Annotated in this window: 13 protein-coding genes and 1 other RNA gene; 9 read left to right on the forward strand and 5 right to left on the reverse strand. The window is 40.1% G+C overall.

Translation table 11 applies throughout. The features are described 5' to 3' along the window. Positions 1 to 459, reverse strand: coding sequence for a division/cell wall cluster transcriptional repressor MraZ (mraZ, locus tag MTF66_RS15130; RefSeq protein ID WP_010390682.1), 459 nt, complete (start codon positions 457 to 459; stop codon positions 1 to 3). Positions 460 to 1,023: 564 nt separating this feature from the next. On the opposite strand from mraZ, the gene MTF66_RS15135 reads away from it, so the two are divergent. The 3 genes from MTF66_RS15135 to MTF66_RS15145 are packed head-to-tail and all read left to right on the forward strand — an operon-like array spanning position 1,024 to position 2,043. After that, positions 1,024 to 1,341: a hypothetical protein gene (locus tag MTF66_RS15135; protein WP_010390681.1), complete on the forward strand. Its 318-nt coding sequence runs from the start codon at positions 1,024 to 1,026 to the stop codon at positions 1,339 to 1,341. Between the two features lie 5 nt (positions 1,342 to 1,346). Beyond that, positions 1,347 to 1,787, forward strand: coding sequence for a hypothetical protein (locus tag MTF66_RS15140; RefSeq protein WP_010390680.1), 441 nt, complete (start codon positions 1,347 to 1,349; stop codon positions 1,785 to 1,787). 13 nt (positions 1,788 to 1,800) lie between these two features. Then, positions 1,801 to 2,043 carry a hypothetical protein gene (locus tag MTF66_RS15145; RefSeq protein WP_010390679.1) on the forward strand — a complete coding sequence of 81 codons (243 nt, stop codon included), beginning with the start codon at positions 1,801 to 1,803 and terminating at the stop codon, positions 2,041 to 2,043. Positions 2,044 to 2,065: 22 nt separating this feature from the next. Here MTF66_RS15145 and MTF66_RS15150 read toward each other — a convergent pair whose 3' ends face one another. Next, complete coding sequence (locus tag MTF66_RS15150) at positions 2,066 to 2,911, reverse strand: pirin family protein (RefSeq protein ID WP_131690495.1); 846 nt, start codon at positions 2,909 to 2,911, stop codon at positions 2,066 to 2,068. Between the two features lie 241 nt (positions 2,912 to 3,152). On the opposite strand from MTF66_RS15150, the gene MTF66_RS15155 reads away from it, so the two are divergent. Continuing rightward, a complete protein-coding gene (locus tag MTF66_RS15155) occupies positions 3,153 to 6,188 on the forward strand; it encodes an EAL domain-containing protein (protein ID WP_138623274.1) in 3,036 nt (1,011 codons plus the stop codon). Positions 6,189 to 6,202: 14 nt separating this feature from the next. Here MTF66_RS15155 and MTF66_RS15160 read toward each other — a convergent pair whose 3' ends face one another. Continuing rightward, entirely contained in the window at positions 6,203 to 7,150 is a 948-nt protein-coding gene (locus MTF66_RS15160) for a YihY/virulence factor BrkB family protein (RefSeq protein WP_054202316.1), read from the reverse strand. A gap of 121 nt (positions 7,151 to 7,271) precedes the next feature. On the opposite strand from MTF66_RS15160, the gene MTF66_RS15165 reads away from it, so the two are divergent. Then, positions 7,272 to 8,375, forward strand: a complete 1,104-nt coding sequence (locus tag MTF66_RS15165) for a mechanosensitive ion channel family protein (RefSeq protein ID WP_248527593.1) — start codon at positions 7,272 to 7,274, stop codon at positions 8,373 to 8,375. A 208-nt stretch (positions 8,376 to 8,583) separates the two neighbouring features. On the opposite strand, the gene rnpB is transcribed toward MTF66_RS15165, so the two are convergent. Together rnpB and rsmI are read right to left on the reverse strand one after the other, a co-directional pair. Then, an RNA gene (gene rnpB / locus MTF66_RS15170) (RNase P RNA component class A) lies at positions 8,584 to 8,949 on the reverse strand. Positions 8,950 to 8,992: 43 nt separating this feature from the next. Further along, positions 8,993 to 9,850, reverse strand: a complete 858-nt coding sequence (gene rsmI, locus MTF66_RS15175) for a 16S rRNA (cytidine(1402)-2'-O)-methyltransferase (RefSeq protein WP_010390670.1) — start codon at positions 9,848 to 9,850, stop codon at positions 8,993 to 8,995. 60 nt (positions 9,851 to 9,910) lie between these two features. Between rsmI and MTF66_RS15180 the strand changes: the two genes are divergently transcribed. The 4 genes from MTF66_RS15180 (at position 9,911) to dolP (ending at position 13,466) form a co-directional block, all read left to right on the forward strand. After that, positions 9,911 to 11,791, forward strand: a complete 1,881-nt coding sequence (locus MTF66_RS15180) for a penicillin-binding protein activator (RefSeq protein WP_248527594.1) — start codon at positions 9,911 to 9,913, stop codon at positions 11,789 to 11,791. A 9-nt stretch (positions 11,792 to 11,800) separates the two neighbouring features. Then, positions 11,801 to 12,172 carry a YraN family protein gene (locus tag MTF66_RS15185; RefSeq protein WP_008110719.1) on the forward strand — a complete coding sequence of 124 codons (372 nt, stop codon included), beginning with the start codon at positions 11,801 to 11,803 and terminating at the stop codon, positions 12,170 to 12,172. Positions 12,173 to 12,313: 141 nt separating this feature from the next. Then, a complete protein-coding gene (locus tag MTF66_RS15190; RefSeq protein ID WP_008110721.1) occupies positions 12,314 to 12,907 on the forward strand; it encodes an SIS domain-containing protein in 594 nt (197 codons plus the stop codon). Next, positions 12,900 to 13,466, forward strand: coding sequence for a division/outer membrane stress-associated lipid-binding lipoprotein (gene dolP, locus MTF66_RS15195; protein ID WP_008468380.1), 567 nt, complete (start codon positions 12,900 to 12,902; stop codon positions 13,464 to 13,466). Before MTF66_RS15190 ends, dolP begins: the two co-directional genes overlap by 8 nt. The last annotated feature ends 9 nt before the right edge of the window (positions 13,467 to 13,475 follow it).

The following is a 13,475-nucleotide window of genomic DNA, read 5'->3' on the forward strand; positions in this document are numbered from 1 at the left end:
CTAGAGGGTAAAGTTATCTAAATCGTCATTCGGTTCAAATTCACCAAGCCTTTCAAGCTCAGTGTCTTGGCGCATTTGTTCGTGCCAACGCGCCTCATCCCAAATCTCAAATTTATTCATTAAGCCCACCAGCATAATTTTTTTGCCAAGTTCTGCATGTGAGCGCAAAGAAGGCGCCAGCAAAATTCGACCGTTTTTATCAAGCTGATACTCTGTCGCATTACCTAACAACATACGTTGCATCCGTCGCGCTCTGGGATTCATATTAGATATTTTTGCTAAACGGCTTTCTATTTCTAACCATTCAGCAAGGGGGTATAACCAAAGGCAAGGCTCATTGAGTGCAACAGTGCAAATAACCGTTCCCTGATCTTCAGACAATAGCGTGTCTCGGTACTTTGTTGGTACCGCAAAACGTCCTTTATCATCCAAACTCAGTGAACTTGCGCCACGAAACATAAAAAGCCTATTGTAAAATTATTTTAATCAACTTTTTGATTAACCCGATCCAGTTTGATCCACTAAACACCACTTTTTACCACAGTGCTCCAGTTTAGGGCTTGACAAGCCTTTTTGTCAAGTAAGTCACCCAGCTTTAGCGCCCCGCGAAGCCTGAAAAAATAAGGCTCAGATTAAAGCGGTTGAATTGTTTAGTAAAAAATCTGATCAGCCAGTAAAAAATTTTTTATCGTTTTTTTTATTAGCTTACTGGCATTATTTGCTTAATGAATAAACAGTGAATAATTACAATTTATTTAGGGTGTGTAGGGCTTTGTTTATTCGAACTAGGTGCAACTAAATCGTGACCTGAAATGTATAACCGAGTAAGCAAAGGAAAAATCAACCTCGAATGATCAAAACGCCTTAGTTTGTAAAAATTACAAACTGTTGTCGCAATAGTTACAGCTATAAACCTACTAAAAATTAGTAAATAAAATACAATCCATAAAAAACAATGAGTTAAAAACTGGTTTAATCATTGCACCTTAATAATTACTTTTAAAAAACTATTAAGGATTGATTATGGCTACGGCAACTAAGAGCAAAACTGCTATCGATGCAAAACAAGAGATTGAGGCCCCGTTAACAGATAAGGCAACATCAGCTGCGCATGACGCAGTAGATGCATTATCGAGTAAAGCGGCGGTAGCTGAAAATGGCGTTCGTAAAGGAGCAAGCAGCTCAGCAGAAACACTTAATGAGAAACAATTAGCAGCTCGCGAGAAATTAGAAGAATGTACTTCTAAGACTCGTCAACTCGCATCAGAAAACCCATTAGCAACGGCTGGTCTTGCATTTGCTGCTGGTATGTTAGTTACTGCACTATTTCGTCGCAAGTAATACTAATGCAAAACCTACATTCAACATCAAGTGAATCACAATCGACAGATTCGCAGTCATCGGCAAAACATGCCGATGACTGGCAAGATCATGTTGCTAAGCTTGCTGATTATGCAGCGCAGCTCAAGGATGATTATCATCAACAAGGAAAGTTGACACATCAGCTTGCCATAGCTGAATGGAAATTGTCGTTAAGATCCTTAGCACTGATCACCATCCTACTCGGATGTTTTGCCAGTGGCTTGGTGTTACTGTGGGTCGGGTTTTTAGGTATTGTAGGCTTTGCGACTTTTGACTTATTTAGCTCGATTTGGCTGAGCATTACTGTAGTGATCAGCCTACAAATTTTATGCTTAATTTGGCTGTGGCGGAACGCAGTTTATCTAAGCAAAAAAATTGGCTTTACTAAAACGCTAAATAGTCTAAAGCAGCTGCTTAAATTATAAGGCATACACTATTATGTTAATTAATTACTTGATCAACTCACCGAATGCTCGAGTGCAACAGCTACACAAAGAAGTCGTGATGCGCTCTGAGCTAAAGCGTCAGCACCTCACGGCAATAAAATATCGAGCCAAACGTTTTGCCGCAACAAAAGTGGGGCTCGTTAGTGCTTTTACCGCAGGCGCGGTTGTGGAGTCGGCAAAGGGAGACACCAACATGGTAAAAAAATACAGTTGGTTATTAAAACTACTCGCTTAAAATTCACTCCTACATTAAATCGTCACGACAGTGAGCCAAAATAACCGTTTTGATAATCGCTAACCGCTTGGCGGATTTCAGCTTCAGTGGTCATTACAAACGGCCCCATATGTGCAATTGGCTGATTAAGCGGATCAGCTGCTAAAATCAGAACACCTGCTGCTTTTTCGGCACGTATGCAAATATCACTCGATGGCTCAACAATAAGTAATTTTCCTGCATCAAAGGTTTCACCTTGCGCTGATTCTAATGACCCAGTGTGTATGTAAATCATCACTTTTTGCTGTTTTAGTGCTGGTAGATAAAGCTCCTTACCTGCAGGCAAAGCCACATCGGCTATAGCACCATTAGCGGCTAAGTTTTGTAAGCTTGAAACCAATTGCTGTGAATCAAATTGCCATGTCCCTGCTAGCGCTTTAAGACTAATACCTTGTTGATTAGTAAACCTCGGTGCTGGATGCTCTGTGGTATCCTGGTATTGCGGCTCACGCATTTTGTCAGCGCTTGGCATATTGAGCCAAATTTGAAAGCCATGTAAGCCTTTTTCAGCATCAGCAAGTGGCATTTCACTGTGCATAACACCACTACCGGTGCTCATCCATTGCACGTCACCGGCGCGAATCGCTTCTATGTTACCCATTTGATCTTTATGCTCAAATCCTCCTTTTAAAATATAGGTAAAAGTTTCGATACCTCGATGAGGGTGAGGAGGAAAACCACCAATATAGTCACTCTCATCATCAGATTTAAGCTCATCAATCATTAAAAATGGGTCTAAATATTTACCATCAAATCCTGGAATACGACGGATATTGACGCCATCCCCATCTTGGGTAGCATAAGCAGTTAAAACTTTGGTTATTTTCATTTTTTGCCTAATATGTTATGTAAATATATAAGGGATTAAATTATTATTTCATCATGTTTTTTATACGTAAATTAATATATTTCAATCATATGCAACACTATTTTATTGCAAAATCTTAGATATAACCTTAGTACTTCAATGGTTATTTATAGTAGGATTATCAAGCGTCACTCTACTTTGCACTAATTTGGATACGACTATTTTTACTTCATCATTAAAACATCAACTCTACCGCCTTCTTATGCTAATTTGCATACCTGTTGCTGCTATTATTTTAGTAACCTTGTGGTTTAGTCGTGACGCAGCCATTAAAGAGCACGAGACAAAAGTGCGCACCATCACTGAGCAACTAATTATCAAACAACAAAGCATGATTGATGATGTCAAAAAAGTTACTGAGTTTTTAGCAAAAAAACAGAAAAACATTCAATCTTTACCCTCTACTTGTCCTGCGTATTTTTTAGATGTTAAGGCACTCAATGGTAATATCGCGAATATTGGTATAGTAAATAAAAATGGTGACCTAATTTGTACATCAAAAAGTAGCGACACTAATATTAACATTAGTGACCGTCCCTATTTTAAAAACGCGATCGCCAGTAAAGAGTTCAGTATTGGCCATTTCCAGCACGATCGCAGCCTCAAAGCGCAAAGTATTAACTTTGCTTACCCTATCTTAAATGAAAATAATGATATTGAAGGCGTTATTGTGACCGTAATCGCTTTAGACTGGTGGAGCTCGGCACTTAATACTTTAAATTTATCGACAGAAATCAGAGCTGTCATTACTGACTCTAACGGTAGTATTTTAGCTAACTACCCTTTTTCAGCCGATAGACTAGGCAACAAATTGGAAAAGTTCGATTTAGCGCATAACTTGCAAGCTGGTGTTATTTTTAAAGGAAAAGATGGTATCCGAAGAGTTTTCCATCAAACCACTCTCTACCGTGATGGCAATAACAATAAACTTTCTATTTATATTACTCAACCAATAGATGAAACACTTGAGCAAATAGATATTAACTTTGTAAAAATGGTTTTAGGATTTTTAATGACCATCCTTCTTTTAGCCGTATTGGCTAGACGATTAGTCAATAAAAGCATCTTAAACCCGATTAAAAGTTTAACGCAGGCTGTTAACCGCTTAGCAGCCGGTAATATGCCTCATGACGACGAGCAGCCTAATAGCCCTGAGCTAAATAGACTCTATCATCGTTTTAAATATATGGCTGAAACTCGCTTAACAGCTGAAGCATGCCTTAAACATAAACATGACGAGCTAAATAGCTTGCTTAATGCACTACCTGATGCTTTTTTACGCGTAGATGCCAATGGCAATATACTTGATACCGGTGGACGTATTAAATCGTTAAATTATAGCCATTCAACACCGCCTAAAAAGTTATCGTGTTTATTCTCTAGTGCTAATTTAAAACAAGTAGAAGAGTACTTAACAACCCTGAGCGCTCCTGTCACTGTTGAGCTTGAACATAAACAAGACAATCAGTTTTATGAAGCGAAAATCAGCCCAATGAAAAAAGTGGATGAGTTTATAATTGTTATTAGTAACATCACGCAACGAAAGCAGAATCAAGAGTCTTTGCATTTAGCGTCATTAGTTTACAACAACAGCAGTGAAGGTATGGCAATCACAGATGAAAATGGCGTTATTTATGATGTGAACCCTGCATTTTGTGAAACAACTTTGTATTCTCGAAAAGAAGTACTCAATAAAACGGTGGGTATTTTATCATCGGGTAAACACGATAAAGAGTTTTATGATTACATGTGGCAGTCAATAAATAAAACTGGCCGCTGGCAAGGTGAAATAACCAATCGTCGTAAAAATGGCGAGCTGTATGCTGAATGGTTAACCATAGATACTATTTACGATAAAAATAAAGCCCCAACTAGTCGTATTGCTATTTTTACCGATCTAACCGAGAAAAAACAAGCTGACGAGCTAATTTGGCGACAAGCTCATTTTGATCATTTAACCGACTTACCTAATCGACTAGAACTAAAAGAGCGGTTAAATAAACGCTTTACGAGCGTAAACAACCACGACCAAAAACTGGTCATTATGCTGTTAGATATTGATCACTTTAAAGATATTAATGATACGTTAGGCCATCATTATGGTGATAGATTACTTAAATTAGTATCTGAGCGAATTGTGCAAACAGCCAAAGAGGCTGACTTTGTAGCACGTATTGGTGGCGATGAATTTGTTATTGTATTTAGTGACTTACGCGGTAGCGATAATATCAAACAAATAGCAAAATCACTGCTACTTAGCCTTGCTTCGACTATTTTTATTGAAGATGAAAAAGTGTATATCAGTGCCAGTATTGGTATTGCCTGCGCGCCAGATGATGGCCAAAACCCAGAGCAACTGCTTAAAGCTGCTGACCAAGCTATGTATAAGGCAAAAAATAGCGGCCGAAATGACTTTGAATTTTTCTCACATGATATGCGTGAAGATGCAAATGCAAGAATGCAGTTGCTCAAAGAGCTTCGCTCAGCCATAGAGTTAGAGCAATTTGAGTTATATTATCAGCCTATTGTGTCCCTTGATGATTTACACGTTCATAAAGCTGAGGGACTTATTCGATGGCAACACCCAGAAAAAGGCCTGATCAGCCCTGCCGATTTTATTCCTCTTGCTGAAGAAACCAGACAAATAAATGCGCTTGGTCAATTTGTATTTACTGAAGCACTGCAAACACTTAATGATATTAAAAAACACATTCAAGATGAATTTCAAATTAGTATTAACGTATCGCCGGTGCAGCTCGCAACCACAGACAGTGGTATAGACGATTGGTATGGCATGCTTGAGACAGCAAATTTACCTGCATCGAGTATTGTGGCAGAAATTACTGAAGGCTTGATGGTTAATCCTGAAGAGCTGACCCAAAGCCGCCTAAAAGCCTTGGTTAAATCAGGGATGCAATTAGCACTCGATGATTTTGGTACTGGTTACTCATCGCTTGCTTACTTACAAGAAATGGATACCGACTACCTAAAAATTGATAAACGCTTTGTTGATAATATTCAAAAAAACAGCCAAGAGCTGGCCTTATGTGAAGCAATTATTATGATGGCTCATCAGCTTGGTTTAAAAGTAATTGCCGAAGGCATAGAAACAAAATTACAAATGGATTTATTACTTGAGGCTGGTTGTGATTATGGTCAAGGCTATTTGTTTTCAAAGCCGCTGCACAAAACCTCGTTTATGCAGCTGATAACAACGAACCAAGTAATTAAGCTCTGATAAAAGTAATAGAGTTATTTAATATCAAGGTGGTCTGCAACATATGCACCTCGCTGCCCTCTTTTTTTATCTGGTCCAATAGTGCTGTCTTGCGCCGTTTGCTGCTCTAACGCTGCATTAATTGTAGCTCCTAAAATAATGATATAAGCGCTAATAAATAGCCACATAAGCATAATAACCACCCCACCTAAAGAGCCATATGTTTCGTTGTAACTGGCAAAATGAGATACATAAAATGAAAAGCCAAAAGATGCCACAATCCATAATACTGTGGCAGTGAATGAGCCTACGGTAACCCAGCGCCACTTAGCTGCTTTTCTGTGAGGCGCGTAACGATATAAAATTAACAATGCAAAGTTAAAGGTTAGTGCCAGTAATGGCCATGAGATAAGCATGATTAAAAAATCAATACTCTCTTTTATTCCTAACAGGTTAAGTGCTAACGGTAATATACCTATAATTACCAATGCTATAACCGCCACCACAATCGCGCCCACTGAAAATAATAAACGTACAAGTTGCGCCTTAAAAAATGAACGCTTTTCGTATTCGTGATAACTAATATTACACGCGGTGATCAAAGCTTGGCTGCCCTTAGAGCTACTCCAAATAGTGAGCAGTAAAGTGCCCAGTGCGCTAAGACTTAAACTGGTTTGAGACTTTTGCGCAAGACTCGAAACCTGAGACAAAATAATCTCTTGGGTACTTTGCGGCAATAACGCCATAAATTGACTTAAATACGCACTAATATCATTCGGTGAAGCAAAATAAGCATACACAGACACCAACGCCGCAATGGCAGGAAAAATAGCAAGAAGTGCATAAAAGGCCACGCCTGCTGCCACCAAGGATAAATTATCACGGCTCATTTGTTTTATAATTCGCTTTGCAATATCCCACCAGCCACGCAGAGGGATATGGTTAGGCTGCTTGGCTCTTTGGCCACGCTTAAAGTCACTCATAGCTAACTCCCTTTTCCCAATTAATTGCAAGATGTTTGCCAAACAAATACCCCTTGGTATTAAACTTGCTGCTATTGTTTTACACAGACCTAATTAACTCAACGCAACACGGATGGCTCCTATGCTCAGCGCTTTAATTGCAACACTCGCTAATAACGCATCTATTCCCGCAATCGACACCGTTCAGCCAAACTCGGTTTCATGGGACTTTTTAAAAGAGCAAAGCGTGCAATTACTACAATCATTCGTGCAATTACTGCCCACTTTGTTTCTAGGGATTATTATTTTGGTGATTAGTTATTTAATCGCTACCCCATTATCACGCTTGTTAATAAAGCCCGTTACTTACATGACCAACAGTAAATTAGTACACCTAGTTGCTAGGCGTGGTATTAGTACCTTAATTATTTTACTCGGGTTTTACCTTTTCTTACGTTTGGCTGGCTTGACTGAATTCGCGGTCGCTATTATGAGTGGCACTGGGTTAATAGGCCTTATTTTAGGATTTGCCTTTCGGGATATTGCTGAGAACTTTATTGCCAGTTTACTTTTGAGTGTACAACGTCCATTTAAAATTAATGATGTAATAGAAGTAGATGGTAGAATAGGCATTGTTAAAAAAGTAACTGCAAGAGCAACCACTTTAGTTGACTACGATGGCAATCATATTCAAATACCCAATGCGACTGTGTATAAAAATACCATTAAAAACTTAACCGCTAATCCAAAGATGCGCGGTCATTTCACAATCGGTATTGGCTACGATAATGACATTCGCGGCGCACAAAGTCTTGCTATTAGCGTTATAAAAAATCAAAACTCTGTGCTTAGCGATCCACCTCCCCAAGTATTGGTTGATAACTTAGGCTCCGCCACTATCAATTTTACTGTTTACTTTTGGGTCAACGGCGAACAATACAGCATTGTTAAAGTAGCCTCACAGCTAATGCGAGAGTTAATTAACAGTTTTACGCAACATAATATAAGTATGCCTGACGATGCTAGAGAGCGTGTATTACTCAATAGCCAAGGTGAAGATATTTACCCCACAGCAAGCGAAGCTAAAACAGAGACAACAGAAAAAACTAAAGAGAAACCACATACTCAAAAACATAAAAACACAGAGCATGAACACAGTATTGATGATGTAAGCAGTGATACGGATGATATTCGCGAGCAAGCCGATGAATCGCGCGATCCGGAGCAGGGTAAAAATATTATATAGATCGGTTCGAGGTTCGAGGTTCGAGGTTCGAGGTTCGAGGTTCGAGAAATTTAAAAGCCTTGCGGTTAACATTACAAGGTTTTTTATGCCTGAAGGCGATAGTTAGTCTCGCGTCGAGTTTAGGTTTTAAGCTCGCCGCCCGCAACCTGACAGCTTATTCCAAACACAAAAAAGCCCGCAGCGTTAACTGCGGGCTTTTTTATTGAATGAATGAGTTAGCCATATAAGCCGGGTTCTGTCCTTTCCGAAGAAAGTGATAATCATTCGTCTAGGCCATAAATCGCTCTATGGCTCAAGCAACCTACCCGGTTCCAACGTGGGCCACGCCATAAGGAACCCTATTTGGTCTTGCTCCGAGTGGAGTTTACCTTGCAACCGACTATTACTAGCGGCCCGGTGCGCTCTTACCGCACCCTTTCACCCTTACCAATCCCGAAGATTGGCGGTCTTCTCTCTGCTGCACTTGTCGTGGGCTCACGCCCCCCAGCCGTTAACTGGCACTCTGCCCTATGGAGCCCGGACTTTCCTCCCCCTGATCATTTTCGTCACAGGCAGCGATTATCTTGGCTAACTCGGCGCGCAGTATACATGAGAGCACAACACTACGCAGTAAACATTTACTGTTTTTCTTCAATAATTGTTTTATACAACGCGTTTTTCTTCATGCCGAAGTAATCGGCTACTACACCACACGCTTTTTTCATTGGCATTTCGTTTTCAAGTAACGCTAACATTTTACGGGCTTCTGGCGGAATATCGTCAACTACCTTAGCTTTACCCGGCAGCATGAGTACTATTTCACCGCGTTGCTTGGTAGGATCGTCAGTTAAAAACTGCTTTAACTCACTCACTGTGCCATTAAAAAAGGTTTCAAAGGTTTTAGTTAGCTCTTTGGCAAATACCACCTGCTGCTCACTACCTAGCGCTGCTTCTAAATCGTCAAGGCTTGCCATAATACGGTGGGTACTTTCATACATAATACTGGTAATACTTGAGTTAACCGCATCTATAAAAAAGTCTTGGCGCGCTTTACTTTTAGCAGGTGTAAAACCAATAAATTGAAAACGGTCAGTAGGTAACCCAGAACAACATACCGCCGTAATAGCAGCACATGCACCAGGCACGGGGGTTACACTTGCGCCCTGCTCACGACATAAATTAACCACCGCATAACCAGGATCACTGATCAGGGGTGTGCCTGCATCAGAAACTAATGCAATATTTAACCCTTGATTAAGTTGGTCGATAATTTGCTGCGCTTTTTGCTTTTCATTATGGTCATGTAACGCAAAGGTTTTAGCCTTAATACCAAAGTGGCTAAGTAGCTTACCAGTATGGCGAGTGTCTTCAGCTGCGATTAAGTCAACCTGCGATAATGTCGCGATTGCACGCTGACTTAAGTCGTCATAATTGCCGATTGGGGTGGCAACAACGTAAAGAGTGCCAATTTTCTGTGAATTCTCCTCATTTAACATTGAGGTCTCCTGCGTCAGTCAGTAATATAAGCAAATCGCGTTAACGTATGGGAAATCATTGTGCGACTTAAACTAGTTAGTCTATTAATTATATTGTCAGGGTTATCGGCGTGTAGCACAACCGAAAAACCAACTAAAACCAGCGATAACTTAAGTAACAGTGCCAATACGCTGAAAAATGAAGCACTGAATGCGCAATCTATTTACCAATTAGCGCAAAACCGCTATGGCGCTGATAAAATTCAGCTACTTTATAGTGCTCGTGATAGCGCAATTACAGAAGAAAACTGGCCACTACTCGAAAAAATATGCACTGAACTTGCACTTACCGCCAGTGTTGATCAAATTCAAAATCGTTTATACATTGCCTTTGCGCAAAAAGAGCAAAATAAAAACCAGCAAGCACTTGAGGTACTAAACACGCTTGAGGGGCAACTTAAGCAACCTGAGCATTTTGCTTGGCACCAATTTTTAACTGCCAGCATTTTTGCGTCGCAAGACTTACCAAAACGTGCAGCTCCTTACTTTTTTGCTGCCTCTGAATCGGTAGCAAAAAATAATATTTCTATCCCTAAACTTAATGACGCACTTTGGCATAATTTAAAGCAGCTTTCTTCGTATGCATTAGAGCGATTTAACCGTGGCTCGGTTATTCAACAAGGCTGGGTTAACTTAGCTTTGTATCATCAGGTTTATGCCAACAGCTCTGTTGATTTAGACCAAGCGATTAATAATTGGCGCCGCCGTTACCTTGGGCACCCTGGTACCAATGTTCTACCAAAACAAGATACTTACGCCAATGAATTAGCACCACTAAATATTGAACGCTTAGTTGTGCTATTACCTCAGTCAGGTGCTAACAAGCGCTTAGGGGATGCATTAAAAGCCGGCATACTGGCTGCACTTGATAAAAAAGAGATTAGCGAAACGCTGTTTATTGATGAAAATAGCGAAACAGAAGCGTTGAGCGCACAGATTTCGCAATTACAACCAGACTTTGTAATTGGCCCGCTATTAAAAGCCAATATAGATAAGCTCGCTAATACCAATACATTACTCGATATACCCACATTACATTTAAATACCTTTGATGGCGAACGAACCTCTTTGCAGCACTACTTTTTTGCGCTTAATCCTGAGCATGAAGTACAACAAACTCTAGAGCATTTTTTAGCGCAAGGTTATCAAAAACCTATGTTGCTAGCGCCAAATAATACCAATGGTCAGCGCTTAATTGACTACTTTAACCTGCAATGGCAACGCTATAGTGAAACAACCACACAAGTTGGCTTTTACAACGACAATAAAGATATGCCCAATACCATTACCAGCTTGCTAGAAGTTGATAAATCAAAAGAGCGTATTAAATCGGTTAAAACACTTTTTAATAAAGAAGTAGAAAGTGAAACCCGTTCACGTGGCGATATTGATGCAATTTATATATTAGGTGACGCCATAGAGACCCGATTAATTAAGCCTTACCTAGATGTTAACGTAAGCACCTTTGCCGACAGAATCCCTATTTACGCCAGCTCTAAAAGTCATAGTAAGCAAATAGATACCACTGACAAAGGCGATTTAGATGGGCTTTACTTTACCGAACTTCCTTGGATGTTAGACTCACAAATTACGCAGCATAATCTACGTAAGCAATATAATGATTTATGGCCTGAACAGGCTGATATTAGCCAACGTTTATTTGCCATGGCCTACGATGCCGTCGCCATGCTGAATGATATTAGACAGCTGAGCATTACACCCGATAAATACTTTTCAGGCTTAAGCGGTAAATTATCCATTAATAGTGCCGGTGATATTGAACGTTCACTGCAATGGGCGCAGTACAGCAATCGCCGTATAAAACCTGTGGAATTAAAAACACAACGCCCTGTGCCGCTATTTATGCAATCAGCAAACGATGGCATAACCATTATTAACTAAGGGGTTAGCATGTCGTGGTTTAAACAGCTGTGGCAAAATAGTCGTGAAAAAGGCCAGTATTATGAGCGCCAAGCGCAAAAGTATTTAGAAGCGCAAGGTTTAAAAGCGATTGAGCGTAATTACTACTGCCCCTACGGCGAACTTGATGTCATTATGAAAGACGGTGACACCTTAGTGTTTGTTGAAGTTAAGTTTCGTAAAAATAACATAAAAGGCGGCGCTAATTATGCGCTAAGCCCGCAAAAGCAAGCTAAGTTAAAGCGCACTATTTATCATTACCTTGGTGCTAAAAACTTAAAAAACCAGCCATTACGTATTGATTACGTAGCTATAACAGGCGAACCGTCATTACATATTAACTGGTTGAAAAATGTATTTTAATGTCTGATGTATAAAAATAAGACGATTACAACAGCTTCATGCTGAGCATACAGTTAAACATTAGCTAACGCCTAAAATAATTACCTTTTAATAAAGCCGGTGTGAGCTCACACAGAATTAGAGATAAATTGTTGGTAACCCATGCAAGATACAATTAAAGAAATTTTTAAAGAAAGTATTCAAGTTCAAATAGCCGCAGGCGAAGTGTTGCCAAGCGCGTTAGAATCAGCGGCATTTACCATTGCACAAAGCCTGATCAATGGGAATAAGTTGATCTGTTGCGGTACTGCAAATTGCCATATGCTGGCACAACACATGGCAGGCGTACTGGTTAATTTTTACGAAACAGAACGCCCTTGCTTACCTGCAATCGCTCTCTCACAAGAAAATATTAACTTGGGCCAAGGCAATCAAATAGATGACCACGATACCTTTGCACGCCAAGTTCGTGCCTTTGCTCAGCAAGGTGACTTATTATTGGTACTTGCCATTAATGGTAATGAAAAACACATAATTTCTGCAGTAGAAGCGGCACTTACCAAAGATATGAAGGTCATAGTAATGGTAGGCGATGATGGCGGCGAACTCGTTGGCTTGCTTGGCCATAACGATGTAGAAATTCGTACGCCGTCTAAACGCCCGAGTCGCATTATTGAATCGCATTTAGTGAACCTTCACTGTTTAAGTGAGTTGGTGGATTTAACCCTTTTCCCGCAGGACGAAAATTATGTTTAAACGCTCCCTAATTATTCTAGGCACTGTTGTATTATTACAAGGTTGTGCCGCTGCTGTGGTCGCCGGTACAGCCAGTGCTGTTACTGCCGCTAACGATAGACGAACCATTGGCTCACAAATAGACGACAACAACATTGAAATAAAAGCCAGCATTGCTATTAGCGAAGATGAACGCCTTAATAAGTTTGCTCATATCAGCGTTATAAGCGTAAATGGCGTGGTTTTAATGGTAGGCCAAGTTCCTAACCAAGAGATGAAAAACCAAGCGTTTAAAACCATTGAGAACCTATCTGGTATTCGCAAAATTCATAACCAACTTCGCATTGGCTCTAATATTGGAATCACCACGCAAACTCACGACTCATGGTTAACCTCAAAAGTAAAAGCGCAGCTTTTAGCGGCTGAAAACATCAGCAGTAATAATATAAAAGTAGTGACTGAAAATGCCGAAGTATATTTAATGGGGCTAGTCTCTGACGCCGAAGCAAACCAAGCCGTTAATATCGCTCGCAACATCTCTGGCGTAGAGCGGGTAGTTAAAGTATTTGAGTATTTGTAAAAATCTCAG

The sequence above is a fragment of the Pseudoalteromonas sp. 2CM39R genome (genome assembly GCF_023161845.1).

Bases quoted from the DNA above. Each gene is read 5' to 3' on its own strand.
- mraZ (WP_010390682.1), bottom strand. From the start codon at position 459: ATGTTTCGTGGCGCAAGTTCACTGAGTTTGGATGATAAAGGACGTTTT.
- MTF66_RS15135 (WP_010390681.1), top strand. From the start codon at position 1,024: ATGGCTACGGCAACTAAGAGCAAAACTGCTATCGATGCAAAACAAGAG.
- MTF66_RS15140 (WP_010390680.1), top strand. From the start codon at position 1,347: ATGCAAAACCTACATTCAACATCAAGTGAATCACAATCGACAGATTCG.
- MTF66_RS15145 (WP_010390679.1), top strand. From the start codon at position 1,801: ATGTTAATTAATTACTTGATCAACTCACCGAATGCTCGAGTGCAACAG.
- MTF66_RS15150 (WP_131690495.1), bottom strand. From the start codon at position 2,911: ATGAAAATAACCAAAGTTTTAACTGCTTATGCTACCCAAGATGGGGAT.
- MTF66_RS15155 (WP_138623274.1), top strand. From the start codon at position 3,153: ATGCTAATTTGCATACCTGTTGCTGCTATTATTTTAGTAACCTTGTGG.
- MTF66_RS15160 (WP_054202316.1), bottom strand. From the start codon at position 7,150: ATGAGTGACTTTAAGCGTGGCCAAAGAGCCAAGCAGCCTAACCATATC.
- MTF66_RS15165 (WP_248527593.1), top strand. From the start codon at position 7,272: ATGCTCAGCGCTTTAATTGCAACACTCGCTAATAACGCATCTATTCCC.
- rsmI (WP_010390670.1), bottom strand. From the start codon at position 9,850: ATGTTAAATGAGGAGAATTCACAGAAAATTGGCACTCTTTACGTTGTT.
- MTF66_RS15185 (WP_008110719.1), top strand. From the start codon at position 11,801: ATGTCGTGGTTTAAACAGCTGTGGCAAAATAGTCGTGAAAAAGGCCAG.
- MTF66_RS15190 (WP_008110721.1), top strand. From the start codon at position 12,314: ATGCAAGATACAATTAAAGAAATTTTTAAAGAAAGTATTCAAGTTCAA.
- dolP (WP_008468380.1), top strand. From the start codon at position 12,900: ATGTTTAAACGCTCCCTAATTATTCTAGGCACTGTTGTATTATTACAA.